Raw genomic sequence first — 21,303 nt, 5'->3', positions numbered from 1 at the left:
AAAATCTATATTCTTATTTACTTTTACCATACTTTTTTTCATCTTCTTCAATATTCCCTTTATGCTGTAAAGACTTTTCTGTATATTGCATAATTTCAAACTTATTGCCATCAGGATCATGAACCCACATTTGCCATGTTTCAGACTGTCCTTTATTTGGTTCAATATCAATCTCGACACCTGCTTTAACCAGTTCTTCTCTTGCAACATGTATATCATCAACCATTAATGCAAAATGTGAATACCCTAATCTTGTATCAGGTATCTCATGTTCTAACTGACCATCACCTTTAGGAAAAAGTTCTAGATATTGACCTGGTGCCAGTTCAATAAAAATATAGGCAATATCATGAGGACGTGTTTTGGCTCTTTGCGCCCATGCTCCTCTTTCTTTTTGACCTTTATAAGCTTCATAACGCATAATAATCTTGGCTTTTAAACCTAACTTATTTTCATAAAAATCTCTCATTACATCTAATTGCTCTGTATAAAAAGATAAATGCATCACTTCATTAAACTTCATCTTGACTCTCCTCTCGTATTAATTTTTGATACCAATAAAACGAATCTTTAGGAATACGTTTCAATGTACCTGACCCATCATCATTCCTATCTACATAAATAAAGCCATAACGCTTAGACATCAATCCTTCACTTGTTGAAACAACATCCATTGCAGACCATGTTAAATATCCAATCACATTAACACCATCTTGAATGGCTAATTTCATCTGTTCAATATGTTCTTTTAAATAATTGATACGATAATTATCATGTATTTGACCCTCTTCTACCTTGTCATAAGTTCCTAATCCATTTTCAACAACCATAATAGGAATTTCATAACGTTCATACATTTGATTTAACATCAAACGAAATCCTAATGGATCAATTGTCCATCCAAAAGCTGTTTTATCTAAACAAGGATTATCCTTCATACCAGTATGTGTTGCTAAAGAACTCTTATAATATGACACTGCAATAAAGTCGAGAGGATTTTCCTTTAAGATTTTTAGATCATCTTCAAACATCTTAATACCATAGTCAAGCATTTCCTTTTGAAAATAATAAGGATAGATTCCTTTGACCATGACATCAGTATAACGATTATTTTTTCTTTCATTTTCCATCATTAATTGATAATCAAGTGGTGAAGATGTGAAAGGGTAACAGGGAGTCCCTGCAACTTCACAGCCAACCCTTAAAGATGTATCTATCTCATGACAAGTCTTGACGAATAAAGCATTGGCTAATAGTTTATGATATGCACATTGATGTAAAACAGCTTCTCTATCCTGATGTGGCTGAAGAACCGTTCCTCCTACCATATACAACGCACTATTCATGACATTGATTTCACAAAAAGATATCCAATATTTGACACGGTCATGATATCTATAAACGATTGTTTGAATATATCTTTGGTAGAGTTCAACAACTTTTCTATTTGAAAAACCATTATATTTTTGAACAATCCATAAGGGCATATCAAAATGTATTGTTGTAATAATAGGCTCTATGTGATATTTCAATAATTCATTAATAACATTGTCGTAAAACTGTAAACCAGCCTCATGTGGTTCATCTGTATCATCAAGATAAATCCGTGACCAAAGTATTGAAAACCTTAACGCTTTAAGACCCATTTTAGCAAATAATGCAATATCTTCCTGATAGTTTTCATAAAATTCAACACCCTTTTGAGATGGATAAAAATCTATAGGTCTTTCTAGATAGTGATCAGGCTCATTTAAATATTGAAATCTTGTTTCCTTACCTTGAGGAATAATATCAACAACTGTTTCACTACGACTTTCAAAGCCTCCTTCACATTGTCCTCCACTTATAGAACTTCCCCATAAAAAATTCTTATTCATAATTTAGTTCTTCCCTTTGACTTAAATAAATTATATTCTCTAATAATTGAATACATCTTAAAGAATCATAATGAGACATTTGAGAATGCTGATACTGGTGATTTTTCAAAGCATCATGAACAGCAGCAATCTCAGTATAAAAATCATCATAAATATAATCTCTTTCCAGCATGTAAGATTGATCACCTATAGTTACTGTTGCCTGTGTTGGTCGATAAAATGGTGTACATTCTATCTTTCCTTTTGTCCCGATAATCATCATTTTCTTTTCTTTATTTCTATCAAATGCACATTCAATCCTTGCTGTTTGGTGAGATTGGAAAGTGATTTCTATCTCATTATAAACATCAACACTATGTTGACGAACTTGATTGATGTGAATGTTTTGAAACTGTGATGATATAAAGTCTAAAATAGCAGCAATATTATAAATCGCAACATCATAAAGTGCACCACCCTGTTCTGTCTCATAGAAGTAACTCTTTTTATCATAGGGAACTTCATTACAAAATGATGTTTCAATTCTTAAAATATCACCTATTCCATCTCTTTGTATTAGATTCTTAATATCATCTCTTAATGGAATAAAGCGACTCTTCATGGCCTCCATAAAGAAGATTTGATTCTCCTGAGATAGATGTACAAGATCAGCAGTCTGATGATAAAACAATGTCGCTGGCTTTTCACATAGAACTGCAATATGTTTTAATAAAGCTTTTCTTGACCATTCATAATGGTCTTTATGTCTTAATGCAATATAAACAACATCAATCAAAGAATCATCTAAGAGTTCTCCATAATCAGCATAAACTTTTACATCTGGATAATCTTGCAAAAACTGCTTTCTGGTATTAGGGGTTCTAGAAGCAACAGCATAAAGAACTGCATCATCAAAATAACTTAATCCTTTTAAAAAACGCTGTGAAATTCTCCCTAATCCAATGATTCCCCATCTAATCATAAGAAACACCTAGAATCTTTTCTGTTGAAGAACATCCAACCCCAGCACGATCAATCCCTAATTCTATAAGCTCAACCAGTCTTTCACGACTACGAACACATCCTGAGCCTTTCACTTTTATTCTTCCTTGTGCAGTCTCTACAATCAGTCGTATGACATCTGGTGATGCTCCTTCAAGATGTTCACTTTTCAAATATCCTGTTGAGGTTTTGATAAAATCAGCTTCTCCTTTTATACAGCATTCAACCGCTGCCTTGATTTCTTCTTTTGTAAGAGCATCTGTTTCAACAATCACTTTGAGTCCAACATGATGCTGATGACATAAATGACTCATTAATGTGATTTCATGAATGACTTTTTCATATTCATGACTTTTTAAAAGACCATAATTCATCACCATATCAATTTCATAAATATCACCTTTATCAATAATGGCTTGAGCTTGCATTAATTTCGATTCTATATGACTACATCCAAAAGGAAAATCACAGACAACGCATAGTAATGTCTTTGATCCCTGAATACAATCTTTGGCAATATCAATAGCTGAAGGATTGACACAAACACTCTTACATCCATAATTGACACCAATTATTATCTTTTCTTTCAATTGTTCAACAGTCATCTGTGGATCCAATACTGCATGATCAATATAACTTGCTAAAATATTCTTTTCCATTGTTTTGACCTCATTATTTCTATTTAATATCAATCAATTTTCCATGATTCACTAGAAAATATCCTGACTGTATTTTGTCTTCATTTTGAACATACGCAACAAACTATCTATTTCTCTTTTTCAATAGACCTTCTCTTTGAGAGAGTTCATCACCTGTTTTCTTCACTAACAAACAAATTGTTTTAAATTCTTCATCATTCACACAAATAGATGTGTAATGAAGGGGTGGACTATAACACTCAACAATAGACCCCTAGAGAACATAGAAAATCTTACATAAAAATGACCAGCAACCAAAATATCATAAAACACATGATATGGCCAGAAATAACTCCGGCCATAACCTCCATATATCCATAAACCTTTTGTACTGATGAAAATTGCTCAACTGCTGGGACGCTTGAATAATAACGATTTCCAAGTTTGGGAGGATGGACATTTGTTGCAACATAAGCAATCACATCACTGATATCTTCATCAATAATATTTCCAAAAGTTTGGAAGCTTTCATCGTTTATACTTTTCATTCATATAATTTCTTTTGTTTTTCTTCAATATCTTTCAACATATCAATACGTACCTGATGTCTACCACCTTCATATTCACCTGTTAACCAGGCATCAACTATCATCTTTGCCAGTTCTATACCAACAACTCTTGCTCCAAAGGCTAACATATTGGTATTGTTATGTTCTCTTGATAGCTTTGCTGAATAGGGTTCACTGCAAGTGACACAACGAATGCCATTGACTTTATTAGCGGCTAATGAAATCCCTACACCCGTTCCACAAATGACAATCCCTTTATCCACTTCCCCTGATATCACCGCATTTGCAACGGCTTCACCAGCAACAGGATAATTAAACCTTTTGGTACTATCTGTTCCAAAATTAATCACTTCATAACCATATTTGTCTTGAATATACTGTGTAATTTCTTTTTTATATTCAACTGCAACATGATCATTTCCAATTCCTATTTTCATTATAAGCTCCCTCTCTCTTTATTTATCTTAATGGTGTTGCCATTTTTGCCCAGGTATAGGCTTTGCCTTTCATCGTGATGGCTAACTGATAAATGTTTTCTGGCCACGTTCCACCACCAAAACCACCATCACCAATCGCATGTATGTCTGCACCTGTCTGTTTCATTAAAATAGCAATTTGTCTAATCGTATCCTGATCAGCAATTTCGACATTGCTATCTAAGAAACACATCACTAAAGTTCCTGGTTTATAACGATGTGTGTATTCTGTTAATTCTCTAATCATTTCTACTGTTATTCCATGTCTAGAACCAGGTGCAGGCAAATCAATGACATCAGCTCCTGAATCAATTAATTCTTTAATGACAGCTTTGGCATCATATTCAGCTAAAGAATCACCTAAGACTTTTTCAACAATACCATCTTCCCATTTACCTGCAAAGATAAGCATGTCTTCTCCTAATGTTTCTCGGGCTTCCTTGGTTGCACGAATGACATCATAGATGGATGTTCCACTACCTGGATTTCCACCTAAGACAATAAATGAAGCACCAAGTTCTTTAGCTTTGAAAGCATTTTCTTTGGAATACATCATGCTTCTCATTTCAACCTTTTTAGGATCCAATGCTAATTCCTCATCATCTGCTTTTGGACATCCCATATAAATACCAACTGGTTTTTGAGAGACCAACGCTTTTAATTCTTTGAGAGATAGTCCCTGCATACCATTAGCTTCCTTTGGATTTTCAAAGTGAAAACCATTGAGCATCACCATATCACCACCAAAAGCAAACATTAATTCTGTACTTGTACATCCATTAATTAAAATAGGATTATTCAGATAAGTCTGCCCCATAATGACACGACCTTCAGATTTTAAAATAGCTTCTTTTAACTGCATTGGTGTATATTTTGCCACTTCACTAGACTTAGCTGTAATTAATCTTGTAATGTTATAATTCAGTTCCATATGTTTCTCCTTATTTTCATTGGTATTCTAATCTAAACCTTCACCGTGAGATTGAATCACTTTCTGATACCAGTAGAATGAATCTTTTTTCATTCTACATAAATTTCCAACACCATTATCATTCATATCTACATAGATAAATCCATATCTTTTATCCATTTGACCTGTTGTAAAGGAAACCAAATCAATTGGTCCCCATGTTGTATAACCAAAAATATTGACACCTTCTTCTCTGGCTTTCATGAGACTTTGAATATGACTTCTTAAATAATTAATTCTATAATCATCATGAATAGAACCATCTTCCTCTACTTTATCATAAGCACCTAAACCATTTTCAACATCAAACAAAGGAACCTGATAACGATCATTTAAAACATGTAAAAAGTATTCATAGCCAGTTGGATCAATTTGCCATCCCCATTCACTTGCTTCAAGATATGGGTTTTTCACCTGACCTTGTCCACCTGCGGTTGTTAAAGCATCACCCTGATTTTGATGAGTTGTGATAACATTTGACATATAATAGGAGTAAGCTAAGAAATCTGATTTTCCTTCCATAAGATCTTGTTTATCTTCCTTTGTAATATCTAATTTCACATTGTTTTCTTTCCAAATACGCACTGCATATGATGGGTAATATCCTCTTACCATTGTATCCGCACAATAGGCAAACTTGTTTTGGAATTCTTTGTATGAAGCAATCACATCTTGAGGATCACATGTCATTGGATAACAGCAAAATCCTGCAACCATACAGCCGACTTTGATTTCTGGATCTATGTCATGGGCAACTTTGACAGCCTGTGCTGCAGCAACCATTTGATGATGAAGTTCTGTAAAAGCAACCTGTTTTCCTTCTTTGACATCAAAATGAAGTAAAATATTAATTTCATTAAATGTTAACCATTTATCAACCAAATCTTTATACTCGGTGAAACAGACTCTTGCAAATTCAACAAATTGATGAATCATCTCCCTGTTTGTCCATCCTCCATATGTTTCCTCTAAATAGACAGGTTCATCATACTTATATAATGTAATCACTGGATCCATACCATATTTTCTACATTCCTTAAAAACATTTCTATAAAATTCAACACCTGCCTGATTCACTCCACCTTCTACTCCATATGGAAAAATTCTCGCCCAGGATATTGTTGTATTCAATGTTGTAAATCCCATTTCAGCAAACAAGGCAATATCTTCTTTATATCTATGGTAGAAGTCAATACCCACATGATTGGTATATCTCACATCATCAAAAAGAGTATATTTTGCACCTTGAGGCAAATGATCAAACTGCCTCATTTTCCCTCTTGTCCCATCGGCGTTTAAATAATGTATATAACGATTATCAGTTGTTGTTCCTGGATCTCCAAAATCAACCTGGACAGGACTTTTTCCATCTTCATCCCAAGCTCCTTCACATTGGGCAGCACTGATAGAACCACCCCATAAAAACTTTTTAGGAAAACTCATTTTACTTCCTCACTTTCTATTTATTTAATAATTCAATTGCGTGATCCAAGACCTTTTGACCATTCATCATACCATAATCCTGCATATTAATAACTTCTACAGGTTTATCAGGGTACATTCCTTGTATTTTCTTTAACTCATAACGAACTTGTGGTCCAAGTAGAATCACATCTGATTGATCAGCATACGATGTCACAGACCCAACAGGATGTGCTTCAATATGCACTTCAATACCTTTTTCTTGAGCAGCGTCATTCATTCGGTTGACTAGTAAACTTGTTGACATACCAGCTGCACACACTAATAAAATATTCATTATTTTTTTCCTCCTATAATTGTCTTAATTCAGGTATAATTTCCTGATAATTTTTTTCTTTTCCAAATAATGCACTTGTACCTAAAATGAAGCCATCAACTCCTATTTTTGATAAAGTTTCAATACGTTCTGGTGAACAAGCGCCATCTAACATGACTTTGTATCCATACTGCTTTTTCTTCTCACATAACTGTTTTAATTTTTCATCTACAAAACTCAGATACTTTTGTCCAGAAAATCCTGGATTGACACTCATAACCAAAACATAATCCACTAAAGTTAACACCTCTTTGATAGATTCAAAAGATGTTCCCGGATTGATTGCAAGTCCTGAACAAATCCCTGTATCTTTAATCATTTGTAAAGTCCTTGTAATATGACAATCATTTTCTGAATGTACATAAATAATTTGAACACCCATTTCAGCAAATTTTGAAATATAATCACTCGCTTTATTTACCATCAAATGCACATCACAGGGCACTGTTGCCTGCTTTACTATAAATTCAATATCCTGTAGTCCCATTCCAAAATTTGGAACAAAATTACCATCCATCACATCAAGATGAAAGATATCTATTCCCGCTTCTTCTAAGTCTTTGACTTCTTTTTCTAAGTTTCCAAACTGTGCACACATCATGGATGGGCATAATAATTTCTCCATATTTCCTCCTCAGTAAAACGTTTACTCATCTCGTGAAGAAATAAAGGTTTTCACCTTTATTTCTCATATTCAATATTATTGGCTAAGTCTTCACCATGACTGGCAATGACTTTTTTATACCAATAGAATGATTTCTTTGGATAGCGCTTCATAGACTTGATTGTATGTTCGTATCTATCAACATAAATAAATCCATAACGTTTGACAAAGCCCTCTCTTGTAGAATGCAAATCATGAGCTGACCATGTTAAATAGCCTAAAAGATCAACGCCATCAGCAACTGCTTCTTTCATACATTCAATATGTCTGGCAAGATAATCAATACGATAATCATCATGGATTTGATTGTTTTCATCTAACTCTTCAGTAGCACCCATACCATTTTCCAAAATGAGAATTGGTAATTGATAACGATGATAAATTTCCATGAGTTGATAGTAGAAACCATCTGGATCAATAATCCATCCCCATTCCGTTTCATCACAATAAGGATTTAAATCACCAGTTCGATACTGAACAAGGGCTTCTTGAACTTCTTTTGGGGCTGGTGCCATTTTTAATGGAGCACCACTCTCACCAGCTCTTGCTACACTGGTTGAATAATAAGTTGTTGAAATCAAATCTGGTTTTACTGAAGCTATTAATTCTTCATCACCAGGTTCCATATGTGGTAAACAATTTAATTCTTCTAAATAATTGATAAAATACTGTGGATATTTACCACGACAATAAACATCTAAATAAGCCCAGTTTGTCATATACATTTGTTTTAAGGCCATGCGTACATCTTGAGGATTGCAAGTTGCTGGATAAACAACTCCTGTTGCACAGTTAGGACCAATCTTTGCATCAGGGTCAATCTCATGGCAGGTATGAACACATCTTGCATAAGCCAATGTAAGATGATGTTCTATTTGCCAGGTCTCCTGTTCTGTCAAATCATTATTTCCCATGATATATTCCTGATCAAGATGGAATAAATTAGGTTCATTAAATGGTGTATAATATTTAATTCTGCCTTTAAAATGTTTAAATATTGTTGAAACATACTTGATGTATAAATCAATCACACGACGGTCTAAAAATCCACGATATTTATCAAGCAAAGTTTGTGGTAAATCATAAGCATAAAGTGTTGCAACTGGTGTAATCCCACGCTTGATTAAACCATCAACCATGCAATCATAAAATGCCAATCCTTTTTCATTTGGCTGTTCTTCTTCACCAGTAGGATAAATTCTTGTCCAAGCAATTGAAAAACGATAAATAGTGAATCCCATTTCCTGATATAAATCTAAATCTTCTTCTAAATGATGATAATGATCACTAGCAATATGAAAGTTTGAATAACCATTTTTTAAGACTCTTGTATCACTGATAGAAACACCTTTTCCATCTTCATTCCATGCTCCTTCAAATTGTTGAGCATTTGTAGAACTTCCCCACATAAATGTCTCTGGTAACTTCTTTGTCATAATCCATTCCCTCTACTTTCCTTATCTTATAATCCTATTTTAGTGCCATTGAGTAAACGTTTCCACACATCTTAATGGCACACTTTGTGCCATTATCAAAAATAGCCTTGATTGATTCTCTATTATAAGATATGATTGAATGAGTAATCGTTTTCATAAAATCATTTGTAAATATTTGTAAAAACCTATATAATAGAATAAGGAGTGAAACTTATGGATAAAAAAAGAAGCATCTCAATAAAAGAAATTGCCAAACTTGCAAATGTTTCAGTTGCAACTGTTTCAAGGGTTATTAATAATAATGGGCGATTTTCTGAAGATACGAGAAAAAAGGTTCAATACATTATAGACAAATATGGTTATACAACCAACATGGCTGCAAAGAGTTTAAGAATGTCAAAATCTAAAACAGTAGGACTGATTGTTCCTAATATTGATAATGAATGGTTTTCTCATCTGGTATTAGAAATAGAAAAATACTTTTTTGAAAAAAATTATTCAGTTTTTATATGCAATACTTCTCAAGATGAAAAAAAAGAAATTGCTTATTTTAAATCTCTAGATTCTAAATTGGTTGATGGTATTATGTGTATTTCTGGTATTGAAGAGATACCAACTGATGTCATTACACGTAATATTCCCATCGTTTGTATTGATAGAAAACCTAAAGATCATAATAATGTTTATTATGTTGAATCTAATCATTATAGTGGTGGCTATTTAGCAACCGAAGAACTGATAAAAAAAGGTTGTCAAAGAATTGCAATCGTGTCAAGAAACAAAACACTTTCTGTAAATAAACAGCGGCTAGAAGGATATCGTCAAGCATTAAAAGATTATGGATTACAAGAATACAAAGAATTACAATTATTGCTTGATCTTTCTTCTGCAAATTATGAAGGCGCTAGAGAAGCCATGAACAAGCTCATTAAATCAGGTATTCCTTTTGATGGTGTTTTTGCAACAAATGACTGGCGTGCTTATGGTGTTATGGTTGCTTTAGCTGAGAATCATATAAAAGTTCCTGATGATGTAAAAGTGATAGGCTTTGATGATATTTCCATTTCTCATTCATGTCATCCCTCATTATCTACAATTCGTCAAGATACGAAAGGATTAGCCCAAAAAGCATCTAGTCTATTGTTAAACTTAATGAATGATAAAGAAGTACAGTTAGAAGAAAGACGTTTTATCTTACCTGTTGAAGTCATTCAACGTGATTCAACCCATATAAAATAAATGTATATAAAAAGTATCATTTTGAAATGATACTTTTTATATTTTTAAACTTGATGTTTATAAATTGATTCATATTCTTTTAAAATATTCAAAGAATGACTTGTTCCAATTCGTGTTGCTCCTGCTTCTATCATAGCAAGACAGGTTTGCCAGTCACGAATTCCACCAGCAGCTTTTACCTGAACCTCTTGACCGACTATCTCTTTCATAAGACGAACATCTTCAATAGTCGCACCACCAGTCCCAAAGCCTGTACTTGTCTTAATAAAATCTGGCTTTATCTCTTTTGCAATTTCTGATAGTTTCTTAATTTCACATTGATCTAAATAGCAATTTTCAAAAATAACTTTACAAATAACATTATTCTCATGGCATAAGGTCACAATCTCTTGCATTTCTTTTTTAAGATATTCCCAATCATGCATTTTTGCCTTCCCTATATTGATGACATAATCAATCTCATCGGCACCATCAAGAATAGCTTGTTTTGTTTCTGCTAACTTAACAGACAAAGTTGTTTGACCTAGAGGAAAGGAAATAGCAGCACCAACATGAACTTGACTCTCTTTCAATAATTCTTTACACAAACGAACTGGCTCACTATTAATTGCAACCATTGCTGCTCCCATCGACTTCGCCTCATTACATAATTTTTTAAAATCATCTTTTGTCGCATAGGGTTTTAAAAAAGTATGATCAAACATATGAGCTAAATCTTCTGTTGTCATAATATCACCTCTCTTTAAGTATACACCTATCATTGTATATGTCTATTCAATTCAATCAAAGTATCTCAACATCGACTATCCTAAAATTAAGACAGATCATCTTCATGCTTATCATTATCAACTTCACATAGATATTGTATCCGTGCCAACACCCAATAAAATTCTTAATGATTTAGTATTCAATATCATTTTGAAGATTCTCACCATTTGTAGCAATGACTTTTTTATACCAGTAGAATGATTTCTTTTTATAACGTGCTAAATCCAATAAATCTTCAAATCCTCTATTAACATAAACAAATCCATATCTTTTTCTCATTTCTTTATGACTACTTAAAAAATCAATTGGGCTCCAAGCAAGATATCCCATTAAATCAACACCGTCATGTTCAACAGCACATTTAAGACTTGTAATATGTTTTTGATAATATTCAATTCTTTCATCGTCATAGACTTTGCCATTATCTAACTTTTCATCAATTCCAATACCATTTTCAACAATAAATAATGGTTTATGATAACGATGATATAAATCAATTAAAGAATATCTTAAACCTTCAGCATCAATTTGCCAACCCCATTCATTTGCTGTATAGTTTGGATTTTTTAAATTTCTATGATCAAATAAAATCGCATCCTCTAAATCAATAAAATCTTCAATATGATCAAAGGAACTCTGAACACCACTACGATAATATGAAAAAGCAAGATAATCTAATTTTTGTGAAGATTCTAATACAACTTTCTGTTCTCGTTCCTTATAATCAATATGAATATGTCTTTGTTTAATAAAATTTAAAAAATAATCAGGAAGTTCACCAGAAGTCATAATATCAAACGGTAAATAATTATGCATTTTATTCTTGAAATCAGCTGCAATAATATCTTCACTTTTACAAGTTAATGGATAAAAAGGTGCATGTCCAATCATTCCCCCAACCCAAGCATTTGAATCAATGCGTTTAATCACTTCAACAGCTCGTGCATGTGCTATTGCAGTATTAATAGATAATTGTGCAAACATTTCAGTCATACTCATATCTTCAGGTCGGTATGCTCCAGCAACCAAATCACTTTGATAAGGTGCAAGATTAATTTCATTATATGTCAGCCAATATTTCACTTTTCCTTTCAATCTATTCACAACAACCTCTACATGCTTAGCATAAAAATCAATAACCTTTTTATTTAAAAAACCATTGTATTCTCTTAAAAGATAATCTGGCATATCAAAATGCACCAATGAAACAACAGGTTCAATACCTTTTTCTAAAAGATAATCTACCATGGATTCATAGAAATCCAAACCCTTTTCATTCGCTTTCTCATCATCCCCCAAAGGGTGAATACGTGACCATACAACAGAAAAACGGTAGGCCTTAAAACCCATTTCAGCCATCAAATCAATATCTTCCTTATAATGATGATAATGATCAGCCGCAACAGCCGTATCACAGAACATTGGAACTATCCCTTTTTCAGGTGTCACTACCAAAGTATCATATACATTTAATCCTTTTCCATCTTCTAAATAAGCTCCTTCAGCTTGTACATTACTGAGGGCAGCCCCCCATAAGAAATCTCTTTTCATATTCTTTTCCTCACTTTGTTGTCATCATAATTGTCATTTGCCCATTCAATTGGATATGTGTATGTGTTGGAATGAGAAAATTATCTCCAACTTTTATATCTTGATTATTCACTTTGCCCTGTCCTTTCACAACTGTTGCTAATTGGTAATTTGTATGAATGTACTCAACTTCCCCTGTTACTTCCAATTTTGTCACTGTAAATGAATCATTTGCAATAAAAACTGTCTGTATACAATTTTGATAATATGTTTCAACTGGATGAATTTGATTTTTCATATCTTCAGGATTGTATGATAAACAATCGATTGCTTCTTCCATGTGCAGTTCACGTTCATGACCATATTCGTCCTTACGATGATAATCATAAAAACGATATGTGATATCAGTTGCCTGCTGAATTTCATAGACAATGCTTCCCTTTCTTAATGCATGTAATAAACCTGCTGGCAAATAAACAAAATCTCCAGAATGAACATCCAAATGTTGAATCAAATCATCCCAGCGATTTTCTTGTATACATTGCCTTAACTCTGTTTCATTAGCAGCATGATGTCCATAAACAATATTTGCGCCTGATTCAGCCTCAATAAAATACCATCCTTCATTTTTACCTGTTGGAAATCCTAATTTTTTAGCATGCTCAGCATTAGGATGAACCTGAATACTTAAATCATCTTCTGGTCCAACAAGCGAAATAATGACAGGGAAATCTTCATGAGGATGACCAAATAATTCCTGATGATTTTTCCATAAATCCAAGAGTGTCTGCCCTTGATAAGGATCACTTAAACAAACAGTTGATGCACCTTCTTGAGCACTAAATGACCATGACTGGCCAATTCCAAGTGGAAAATCATCATATCCAAAATACTCTTTAACCAATGTATGCCCCCAAATCGCTGGACGAGGAATTGGTTTAAAAAATAAAACACTCATATCAACACCTCCATGTTTCATTTTATAAGAATAGTCTTGCTTATCAATAGAGTAAACAGTCATAAATTATGACAAAAGACTCATTGAAAATCAAAAACCTTTTATTAAAAAAATAGCACCAACACAAGTGCTATCAAATTTATAAAAATATTTTACATGTTAATTAATGCAAATAATGATACAGCTGTGGTAAATGTTGCAAGAACTGTAGCTATTGTAACCATTCGAGGTTGAACCCGATAATGATATTGGATATTGTATAAATTATTCACTTGCCTTGATTTCGTACAATGATAATCTGATAATAACGCAACGCATAAAATAAGAATTCGCATCCATAAACTTGTGCCAATCCTCCATGAAATAGGCCATGGAAATATTGCCAATCCAAAGGCTAAAATTGCTGTTCCCAAAGCCGGTATAACATAAGGATTCTTTAATTCCTCTAATGCCTTTTCATGTTTGGATTTTTTACTTTTAGATTGTTTAGCATCCTCAATTTTACGTTCTTCATATTTTTGAGTATCACTACGTTGTCTTACTTTTTTGACTTCTTCACCACAGCTATCACAAAAGCGAGCTGTGTCACTCATTTTAGCACCACATTTTCGACAATACATTGTTCTTCTCCTTTATTTTAAGATAACTGTTGATAAATTTAACAAAGCAATATAAACACTCATCACAACTGCAACCATTGCGAATTTACTATTTCCGTTAGGTTGATAACCTTTTTTCTTATCTTGATAATCAATAATAAAAGACATGACAGAACATCCAATAGCACATATATATCCAATAAGACTGATTATGAAAATAAACTTCGAATTCATTCCTAAGCCATTTACAATTGTAGCAACAATAAAATCTAAACCAATTAAAGAAATAAGGAAAATCATCAACCCAAGTTTACTCCAACTATTTTCACGAGGATTATGTTTTAAAGAAGGATCATTTTTTTCCATTTCTCTTTGTTTTGAAATCTTCTCTTTTGCTTTTTCTAAATCCTTCATACTGACTTTTTTCAACGGTTTCCCGCAATATATACAAAAAGTAGAATCATCAGGCAAATCTTTATGACAATGTGGACAAACTTTCATTTCCTTTTCCTCCTATTTTTTTCAATAAAGGAGACTTTTACAAGTCTCCTCATACATCTTAAGCATTTGCAGCAACAGTAGCAGCAGCCTCGTCTTCTAATCTTTTCACTTCTGATTTTTCATAAGCCTTCCAGAATGGGTAGAAAATAACCATTCCAATGGCTAGGTTAATAAATACAATAATAAATCCACCAATAGAACCACCAGGAGCTAAATATCCTAAAATAGGAGATGGTGTTGCCCAAGGTAAAGCTAAATACATTTTCCCAATAAATCCAACACTTGTTAACATATAAGTTAATGCCCCAGTAATTGTATGTGTCACAACAAATGGAATAATTAAGAATGGATTTAAAACAACAGGTAATCCAAACATAATTGGTTCTACAATACAGAAGATGGCAGGTGGGAAACAGATAGCAGCCAATGGTTTTAAATGTGGTAATTTCTTACTTGACATAAACATATAGATTAAAATTGGCCAGCAGCTTGATACCCATTGAGATAATCTACATAAGTTTGGAGTCCATACATATGGTAAATCTTTAACAGCAGTTCCTGCTAAGAAAGCAGTATTATTTTCACCAATCCAAGTATTTAAGAATGCATTTGTAACAGCACCTGTGATATTATCTCCATGAAGACCACAAGTCCACAACAATGCAGATAAGAATTGCTGTAATGAGTAGACAACAACATTGTCAGCAGCAGATAAGACAGGCAATAACATTTGTCCAATCATTTCAGGAATATTCAATCCTCCAATTGTTCTAATACCCCAACAAATAATCGCAATAAAGAAATAAGGAATAATCGCTGAGAAACTATCAGAGATTGCAGGTGGAACTGAATCTGGTAATTTGATACGAATATGATACTTATAGCATAAATGAATGACATTGATCGCAATTGCACCTGCAACCATTGCTGTGATGACCCCTGCACCACCCCAATAAGTAATTTCTAAAGCACCAGGTAAAGCATCAGTAGCAACACCTTCAATAAATAATTTACCAACAGCATTGTAGTTAAGTAAGATAAATGCAAAGAATGCACCTACAGCACCCGTTGTTTTGTTGAAACCTTTGATTTCAGCATATTCAGCTCCCATTGCAATAACAATGTAAACTGCCATCATACCCATAGACAAGCTATTGATTAATGCAAGATCCCCTGCCCAAGGTTTCATGAATGGTAGTAAAGCCGTTTCTGTTAAACCACCATCAGAACATAAAAGATAAATAATTAAGAAAATTGAACCAACCATCGTAACCCCAATTGATCCAACCATCCCATTTACAACAGCTTTAATAAATGGAATTTGACCAAATTTTGTCATTGGTCCAGCGATGACATCAACTTTTGACATCAATTTGTCCATAAAAGACGTGTTTTCAGTAGACATTTAAATTCTTCTCCCTTCTATAAATGTCGAGAATGCGAGTAAACGTTTTCTCTTTACATCTTCATTTTATCACGTCGTTTATTTTTTTCTACTTAATCAATCGGCATAATAAATGCCAAGTCATTCACTTTTTTTATCAAAAGGCTTATGTAGTAAGGATTTAGAGAGAATTTGCGAAAACAGATTTTTAGAGAAAACGTTTACATATTTGTCGGATTTTGTTATAATGGTACTGCATTAAGGAGGAATATTATGAATTTAAAGAAAAATGAAATTGAAATTATTAAATTGCTTATTGCCTCAACAAATTATATTTCTTCTTATGACATAGCAACTGCAACTGGTATCAATAGAAGACTGGTACGAGATGAAATGCTGAATGTCAAAATCATTTTAAAATCACTTGGTTATGAGTTAGTATCTAAGACTTCCAAAGGATATATTATTGAAGGAAAATCATCACATTCATTACAAGGTTTGTTTCACATCATTGAAGATGCTGAACGTCAAAGAGAATATGTTTTTCCAACATTACCACAAGAAAGACAGAGTTATATTTTAAAAAGATTAGTGGAAAATAATACATATATGAAAATAGATGATCTTGCTGATGAACTTTTGATTAGCCGTTCTACAATCTCCAGTGACTTAAAAAAAGCTCGTCAGGATATTAAAAAATATGGTCTTATAATGAAACAAAAACCGAATTATGGTATCTGTATTGTTGGTGATGAAGTGAATAAAAGAAAACCTCTATGTGACTCTCTATTTACGAATCTTAGACAATCTGAGATGTTTTATGATTATTTAAACTCATATATTACAAATCCAGATTCATTAGAAAATGGAATCATTAAAATAATCAAACATCATCATGTAGAAATGTCTGATATCGCATTATGTGATTTTCTTTTAAGTCTGTCTGTCAGTATTACTCGTATTCTTGCTGGTCATACCATTGCCAAATCTCCTGATTTAAAACCAATTCTTGGGCGTAATGAATTCGAATGTGCAAAGGATATTGCTCATTTTATTGAAGATAGAAATGAATGTCAAATGAATGAACATGAAATCAACCAAATCGCAATTGAACTTATTTGTAAAAGATCTTCCAAAGGTGTGACACCACAAAATTCACCTGAAATTCATCATCTTGTCAATGAAATATTATCTGAAATCTATCAACAGACATTACTCCAATTTAATGACTCACATTTCTATAAAACTTTTACTTTATATGTAGAAGCTGCTATAATTCGCTTAACTTATAAAGAGAAAATTAGAAACCCACTTTTTGATGAATTAAAAACAACTTATCCACTTGCATATGAACTGGCTGAAATCACTTCATCAATTATTAAAAAATATACACATCAGGCTTTATCAATGAGTGAACTTGCATTTTTTGCAATTATCTTTAACACTGTTATCCATAATCACAAAACAAATAAAAAAAGAGTTCTACTTCTTTGTGGACTTGGTGGCGGTGCTGAACAATTAAATGCTAAACAAATTATAGAACGTTTTGAAAATGAAATTGATATTGTGAAAACTTCTCAATACTATAAATTACCTGATGAAGATTTAAATCAATATGATTTTATCATTTCTACTGTACCAATTCATAAAGATTTACTCATTCCACATATCAATATTTCACAAATCATTAATCAAGATGACCTTAATAAAATTGATAATTATCTCTCCTATCTCTTCAATAAAAATAGAATAGAAACCCTTTTTCACCCTAAACTTTATAAAACAAACGTCAAAGCACGTAATAAAACAGATGTTGTCAATGAATTTTTTAAAATGTTAAAAGCTCAGTATCCTCATATAAAAGAATCATTTAAAAATAATCTGATGATTAAAGATCAAAATACATTTATTCCCTATAAAAATAAAATAGCAATTATACGCTTAAATAAACCTTTAAATCAAAATAATATACTTGCTGTATTAATTCTTCAAAAACCTATAATCTGGCATAAAAAAGAAGTTCAAATGATTATTCTATTCTCTTGCAGTGATAGTAATAATTACATTTATAATACCTTAACCAATATCCTCACTAATCTTTCAATTAAAGAAAAAGGGAACTGGAATCTTATTGAAGATACCAGTTACCCAATGTTTTTAAAAATGATGATTAGAAATCAGTTCTAAGAAATAACAAGATGTTATTTCTTTTTTAATGGAGAATTGTACCACAATATTCACATTGACTTCCATCCCCTATAACAATATTATGTGCTCCACACCCTGGACAAACAGCCATATGTGAAGCATGATTAAGTTCCTGACCTGTTGAAACATTCTCGTAAGTTCCCAAGACAATACATTGTTTTGTTTTATCTATATAAGCATTTTGAAAATAACCTTTATCAATCATGACCTGTAAATCGTGTGCTACCTGCGTTGATGAAACTGCTCGAGCAGATGAAATTTGTGGTATAGATATTATATTCGAATTAACAATGAGTGAAATATAATCACGATAACGTTTTCTCTCTTCCTCAATTGATAAACATTTTTTAAATAGCAGCAATCCTCCTGCGATAAATAGAAGACTAACAACAATATAGAAAAGCATATCACTGCCAGTGACAACAGTTTTTACGCCATCTACAGTCTGTGTCATTTGGCCTGTTAAAGTCATAAAAATAGAAATAACACCAAAACCCATTAAAGCGAATGATATATATTTCAATGTTGATGATTTTTCAAAGACTGCTGTTTTATCATCTCTTAATTTTTGAATCAAGAAAAAGAGTCCGACTGGCCATACAAAGATTAATAAAACAATAATAAGTGTCCAGGATTTTGATTTTTTCATAAATAGTTAAACCTTTCCATATTTAGCTTGTTGAGATAGAATTTGATATTGTTCAATTTGAATTTCAATATGTTGGAATTCTTGATTGATTTCAAAATCTTCATCTTGATAATGATTTTGAAAATAAAGCAATGCATTGGCAAGCGAATTCAAATCTATATCTCTTGAAACATCTAATGATTTCAAAGACTGAATTAATGAAGGTATTTGATTTAGACATTTTTCATCAATATCTAACCCCTTAAATTGTTGGAGTATATCTAAACAAGTCTGTAATTGACTTAATTGACTGTTTAGCTGATGAGATTGCATATACATACGTTTTGCAAAATAAAGAACAAGTGTATATCCTATCAAAGCCCCTCCATAGATAAGTACAATCAATCCAATTGTAATATAACCTAGCAAAGAGACAACTGCCATGACTACAACCATCATCAATGAAATAACAAGTAGTCCAGGAATGAGAAATGCTCTTTCAATCTTTTGTAATGATAAAGCACGATAAAGTGTAAAGGTTGCTAACAATTCAGTACAAACAATATTCACAATAATATATGAGTTAACTCCCATAAAAAATAAAGCAAGTGCTGTAACAATTGTTATAATCATTCCCAGAACTGAAAAAAGCTTATTCGCTTTCATCATAATTTTTCACCACATTCAGGACAGAACTTTATATTCGACCCAACTTCCAGACCACATTTTGGACAATTCTTTTGAAGAGGTTTTCCGCATTCAGGGCAGAACTTTGCATGTGCTGGTATATTGACATGACAGTGTGGACATTCTTTAACATCAGTGATTCTTGTATCAGCACCACACATTGGACAGAACTTCACATTTTCTGCAATTTTTTGATGACATTTTGGACATTCTTTCATTTTTGTAGATGTATCAATCTGACTTGTTAAACCACCAACTTGCTGTCCCATTGGTCCACCAATACCAACGCCCATACCAAGACCAATTCCAGCCCCCATCATTCCTCCAGCACCACCTTCATTTTTAGCAGCACCTTCTAATGTATCAAATGATCTTTCTTGTTGATAACTATAACCAATAATATCCATTTCAGCACGTTTAGCTAAAGCATCTTTCAATTTTTTAACTGCCGAATCATCTTCTGGTACACTAATATCATTAATATTAAAATTCACAATCTTAATACCATATTCAGCCATTTCAGGCACCATTTTTTCTTGAATATAATCTGATAACTCTTCTAAAGAAGCATTAATTTCTAAAACACTAATACCATTTTTAATAATATATGAAGAAATGGCATCTTTGACTTTTGTTAGATAAACTCCTTTAAAATAACTTGTAACCTGCTCTTTATCAAAATAAGGCAATGTCCCAACCAACTCAGTTAAAAATTTTCTTGAATCTTCTATTCGTATTGCAAATTGCCCATAAGAACGAACTGGTAAAAAAACTTTATACTTTGGATCTTGCAATTGAATAGGAGACGGTGTTCCCCACTTAATATCCATAGATACTGTTTTATTGACAAACCAAACCTCAGCAGTAAATGGTGATTTTCCTCCAAAAGGTAAACCAATCAATTTTGTTAACAAAGGTATATTCGCTGTTTCTAAAACATGACGTCCTGGACTAAATAAATCCAAGGCTTTTCCACCTTTATATAACAATGCTTCTTGTGATTCATTCACAATTAATTGTGTCCACGTACTCAATTCCTGATCAGGATATTTCCATGCAAACACATCAGGTGAAGCATCATATTTTACCAAATCAATAATAGCCATAATCTTTCCCTCCATCATTTTATACTATATCTATTTTAACAAATTTTAGATTAAACAACAATCAAATATAAACTAGTAATAATTGGTTATTTTTATGAAACACTTAATCTCACTAATTTATCATCTTGATACATTGTTGTTTTCACTTAAATATTTCTCTGGCAATAATCACAATAAGTTGTCTGTGATAGATCTAATAGAGCACCACAATAAAGGCAAACTTCTTCTAACATATCCTACTTCCATATTATGAAGTTGTTGTTGATGCTGCATAAATAAACTATTA

The 21,303-nt window shown here is 32.5% G+C and carries 22 protein-coding genes; 2 read left to right on the top strand and 20 right to left on the bottom strand.

What is annotated here, in order from left to right; genetic code table 11:
* Positions 1-13 precede the first annotated feature (13 nt).
* The 11 genes from GQF29_RS12780 to GQF29_RS12730 form a co-directional block, all read right to left on the bottom strand.
* Complete coding sequence (locus GQF29_RS12780) at positions 14-523, bottom strand: VOC family protein (protein WP_008787792.1); 510 nt, start codon at positions 521-523, stop codon at positions 14-16.
* Entirely contained in the window at positions 513-1,877 is a 1,365-nt protein-coding gene (locus GQF29_RS12775; protein WP_008787791.1) for a glycoside hydrolase family 1 protein, read from the bottom strand. Before GQF29_RS12775 ends, GQF29_RS12780 begins: the two co-directional genes overlap by 11 nt.
* Positions 1,870-2,838, bottom strand: coding sequence for a Gfo/Idh/MocA family protein (locus GQF29_RS12770; protein WP_008787790.1), 969 nt, complete (start codon positions 2,836-2,838; stop codon positions 1,870-1,872). The genes GQF29_RS12775 and GQF29_RS12770 overlap by 8 nt, the downstream gene beginning before the upstream one ends.
* Positions 2,831-3,517, bottom strand: coding sequence for a deoxyribose-phosphate aldolase (gene deoC, locus GQF29_RS12765; protein ID WP_008787789.1), 687 nt, complete (start codon positions 3,515-3,517; stop codon positions 2,831-2,833). The genes GQF29_RS12770 and deoC (GQF29_RS12765) overlap by 8 nt, the downstream gene beginning before the upstream one ends.
* A gap of 272 nt (positions 3,518-3,789) precedes the next feature.
* Positions 3,790-4,044, bottom strand: coding sequence for a DUF4867 family protein (locus GQF29_RS12760; protein WP_008787788.1), 255 nt, complete (start codon positions 4,042-4,044; stop codon positions 3,790-3,792).
* Positions 4,041-4,502 (bottom strand): ribose 5-phosphate isomerase B, encoded by a 462-nt coding sequence (rpiB, locus tag GQF29_RS12755; protein WP_008787787.1) that lies wholly within the window; start codon positions 4,500-4,502, stop codon positions 4,041-4,043. Before rpiB ends, GQF29_RS12760 begins: the two co-directional genes overlap by 4 nt.
* Before the next feature lie 22 nt (positions 4,503-4,524).
* On the bottom strand, positions 4,525-5,472 hold the full coding sequence (locus GQF29_RS12750; RefSeq protein ID WP_008787786.1) for a DUF7916 family protein: 948 nt from the start codon (positions 5,470-5,472) through the stop codon (positions 4,525-4,527).
* A gap of 27 nt (positions 5,473-5,499) precedes the next feature.
* Positions 5,500-6,954: a glycoside hydrolase family 1 protein gene (locus GQF29_RS12745; RefSeq protein WP_008787785.1), complete on the bottom strand. Its 1,455-nt coding sequence runs from the start codon at positions 6,952-6,954 to the stop codon at positions 5,500-5,502.
* A gap of 16 nt (positions 6,955-6,970) precedes the next feature.
* Positions 6,971-7,270, bottom strand: a complete 300-nt coding sequence (locus tag GQF29_RS12740; RefSeq protein WP_008787784.1) for a PTS sugar transporter subunit IIB — start codon at positions 7,268-7,270, stop codon at positions 6,971-6,973.
* 13 nt (positions 7,271-7,283) lie between these two features.
* Positions 7,284-7,934, bottom strand: a complete 651-nt coding sequence (gene rpe, locus GQF29_RS12735; protein WP_008787783.1) for a ribulose-phosphate 3-epimerase — start codon at positions 7,932-7,934, stop codon at positions 7,284-7,286.
* 56 nt (positions 7,935-7,990) lie between these two features.
* Complete coding sequence (locus tag GQF29_RS12730; RefSeq protein WP_008787782.1) at positions 7,991-9,409, bottom strand: glycoside hydrolase family 1 protein; 1,419 nt, start codon at positions 9,407-9,409, stop codon at positions 7,991-7,993.
* A gap of 213 nt (positions 9,410-9,622) precedes the next feature.
* Between GQF29_RS12730 and GQF29_RS12725 the strand changes: the two genes are divergently transcribed.
* Positions 9,623-10,648: a LacI family DNA-binding transcriptional regulator gene (locus GQF29_RS12725; protein ID WP_008787781.1), complete on the top strand. Its 1,026-nt coding sequence runs from the start codon at positions 9,623-9,625 to the stop codon at positions 10,646-10,648.
* 44 nt (positions 10,649-10,692) lie between these two features.
* Here the strand turns inward: GQF29_RS12725 and deoC (GQF29_RS12720) are convergent, their stop codons facing one another.
* The 6 genes from deoC (GQF29_RS12720) to GQF29_RS12695 all read right to left on the bottom strand — a co-directional run bounded on the left by deoC (GQF29_RS12720) (position 10,693) and on the right by GQF29_RS12695 (position 16,409).
* Positions 10,693-11,376, bottom strand: a complete 684-nt coding sequence (gene deoC, locus GQF29_RS12720) for a deoxyribose-phosphate aldolase (protein ID WP_008787780.1) — start codon at positions 11,374-11,376, stop codon at positions 10,693-10,695.
* 172 nt (positions 11,377-11,548) lie between these two features.
* Positions 11,549-12,967 (bottom strand): glycoside hydrolase family 1 protein, encoded by a 1,419-nt coding sequence (locus tag GQF29_RS12715; protein WP_008787779.1) that lies wholly within the window; start codon positions 12,965-12,967, stop codon positions 11,549-11,551.
* A gap of 10 nt (positions 12,968-12,977) precedes the next feature.
* Positions 12,978-13,904: a type I phosphomannose isomerase catalytic subunit gene (locus GQF29_RS12710; RefSeq protein WP_008787778.1), complete on the bottom strand. Its 927-nt coding sequence runs from the start codon at positions 13,902-13,904 to the stop codon at positions 12,978-12,980.
* Between the two features lie 152 nt (positions 13,905-14,056).
* Positions 14,057-14,524, bottom strand: a complete 468-nt coding sequence (locus GQF29_RS12705; RefSeq protein WP_008787777.1) for a zinc ribbon domain-containing protein — start codon at positions 14,522-14,524, stop codon at positions 14,057-14,059.
* 12 nt (positions 14,525-14,536) lie between these two features.
* Positions 14,537-15,004, bottom strand: a complete 468-nt coding sequence (locus GQF29_RS12700; RefSeq protein ID WP_008787776.1) for a zinc-ribbon domain-containing protein — start codon at positions 15,002-15,004, stop codon at positions 14,537-14,539.
* Between the two features lie 58 nt (positions 15,005-15,062).
* Positions 15,063-16,409 (bottom strand): PTS sugar transporter subunit IIC, encoded by a 1,347-nt coding sequence (locus GQF29_RS12695; RefSeq protein ID WP_008787775.1) that lies wholly within the window; start codon positions 16,407-16,409, stop codon positions 15,063-15,065.
* 252 nt (positions 16,410-16,661) lie between these two features.
* Here GQF29_RS12695 and GQF29_RS12690 point away from each other — a divergent pair, with 252 nt between their 5' ends.
* Positions 16,662-18,575, top strand: coding sequence for a BglG family transcription antiterminator (locus GQF29_RS12690; RefSeq protein WP_008787774.1), 1,914 nt, complete (start codon positions 16,662-16,664; stop codon positions 18,573-18,575).
* A gap of 25 nt (positions 18,576-18,600) precedes the next feature.
* On the opposite strand, the gene GQF29_RS12685 is transcribed toward GQF29_RS12690, so the two are convergent.
* Genes GQF29_RS12685 through GQF29_RS12675 form a run of 3 tightly spaced genes read right to left on the bottom strand, consistent with a single transcriptional unit; the run spans position 18,601 to position 21,017 of the window.
* Positions 18,601-19,245 (bottom strand): hypothetical protein, encoded by a 645-nt coding sequence (locus GQF29_RS12685; protein WP_054325683.1) that lies wholly within the window; start codon positions 19,243-19,245, stop codon positions 18,601-18,603.
* Positions 19,246-19,251: 6 nt separating this feature from the next.
* A complete protein-coding gene (locus tag GQF29_RS12680) occupies positions 19,252-19,893 on the bottom strand; it encodes a hypothetical protein (RefSeq protein ID WP_008787772.1) in 642 nt (213 codons plus the stop codon).
* On the bottom strand, positions 19,890-21,017 hold the full coding sequence (locus tag GQF29_RS12675) for an SPFH domain-containing protein (RefSeq protein WP_008787771.1): 1,128 nt from the start codon (positions 21,015-21,017) through the stop codon (positions 19,890-19,892). Before GQF29_RS12675 ends, GQF29_RS12680 begins: the two co-directional genes overlap by 4 nt.
* Positions 21,018-21,303: the final 286 nt, after the last annotated feature.

Source organism: Coprobacillus cateniformis, assembly GCF_009767585.1.
Lineage (GTDB): Bacteria > Bacillota_I > Bacilli_A > Erysipelotrichales > Coprobacillaceae > Coprobacillus > Coprobacillus cateniformis.
This window is presented reverse-complemented; position numbering and strand designations above follow the sequence as displayed.

Bases quoted from the DNA above. Each gene is read 5' to 3' on its own strand.
- GQF29_RS12780 (WP_008787792.1), bottom strand. From the start codon at position 523: ATGAAGTTTAATGAAGTGATGCATTTATCTTTTTATACAGAGCAATTA.
- GQF29_RS12775 (WP_008787791.1), bottom strand. From the start codon at position 1,877: ATGAATAAGAATTTTTTATGGGGAAGTTCTATAAGTGGAGGACAATGT.
- GQF29_RS12770 (WP_008787790.1), bottom strand. From the start codon at position 2,838: ATGATTAGATGGGGAATCATTGGATTAGGGAGAATTTCACAGCGTTTT.
- deoC (WP_008787789.1), bottom strand. From the start codon at position 3,517: ATGGAAAAGAATATTTTAGCAAGTTATATTGATCATGCAGTATTGGAT.
- GQF29_RS12760 (WP_008787788.1), bottom strand. From the start codon at position 4,044: ATGAAAAGTATAAACGATGAAAGCTTCCAAACTTTTGGAAATATTATT.
- rpiB (WP_008787787.1), bottom strand. From the start codon at position 4,502: ATGAAAATAGGAATTGGAAATGATCATGTTGCAGTTGAATATAAAAAA.
- GQF29_RS12750 (WP_008787786.1), bottom strand. From the start codon at position 5,472: ATGGAACTGAATTATAACATTACAAGATTAATTACAGCTAAGTCTAGT.
- GQF29_RS12745 (WP_008787785.1), bottom strand. From the start codon at position 6,954: ATGAGTTTTCCTAAAAAGTTTTTATGGGGTGGTTCTATCAGTGCTGCC.
- GQF29_RS12740 (WP_008787784.1), bottom strand. From the start codon at position 7,270: ATGAATATTTTATTAGTGTGTGCAGCTGGTATGTCAACAAGTTTACTA.
- rpe (WP_008787783.1), bottom strand. From the start codon at position 7,934: ATGGAGAAATTATTATGCCCATCCATGATGTGTGCACAGTTTGGAAAC.
- GQF29_RS12730 (WP_008787782.1), bottom strand. From the start codon at position 9,409: ATGACAAAGAAGTTACCAGAGACATTTATGTGGGGAAGTTCTACAAAT.
- GQF29_RS12725 (WP_008787781.1), top strand. From the start codon at position 9,623: ATGGATAAAAAAAGAAGCATCTCAATAAAAGAAATTGCCAAACTTGCA.
- deoC (WP_008787780.1), bottom strand. From the start codon at position 11,376: ATGACAACAGAAGATTTAGCTCATATGTTTGATCATACTTTTTTAAAA.
- GQF29_RS12715 (WP_008787779.1), bottom strand. From the start codon at position 12,967: ATGAAAAGAGATTTCTTATGGGGGGCTGCCCTCAGTAATGTACAAGCT.
- GQF29_RS12710 (WP_008787778.1), bottom strand. From the start codon at position 13,904: ATGAGTGTTTTATTTTTTAAACCAATTCCTCGTCCAGCGATTTGGGGG.
- GQF29_RS12705 (WP_008787777.1), bottom strand. From the start codon at position 14,524: ATGTATTGTCGAAAATGTGGTGCTAAAATGAGTGACACAGCTCGCTTT.
- GQF29_RS12700 (WP_008787776.1), bottom strand. From the start codon at position 15,004: ATGAAAGTTTGTCCACATTGTCATAAAGATTTGCCTGATGATTCTACT.
- GQF29_RS12695 (WP_008787775.1), bottom strand. From the start codon at position 16,409: ATGTCTACTGAAAACACGTCTTTTATGGACAAATTGATGTCAAAAGTT.
- GQF29_RS12690 (WP_008787774.1), top strand. From the start codon at position 16,662: ATGAATTTAAAGAAAAATGAAATTGAAATTATTAAATTGCTTATTGCC.
- GQF29_RS12685 (WP_054325683.1), bottom strand. From the start codon at position 19,245: ATGAAAAAATCAAAATCCTGGACACTTATTATTGTTTTATTAATCTTT.
- GQF29_RS12680 (WP_008787772.1), bottom strand. From the start codon at position 19,893: ATGATGAAAGCGAATAAGCTTTTTTCAGTTCTGGGAATGATTATAACA.
- GQF29_RS12675 (WP_008787771.1), bottom strand. From the start codon at position 21,017: ATGGCTATTATTGATTTGGTAAAATATGATGCTTCACCTGATGTGTTT.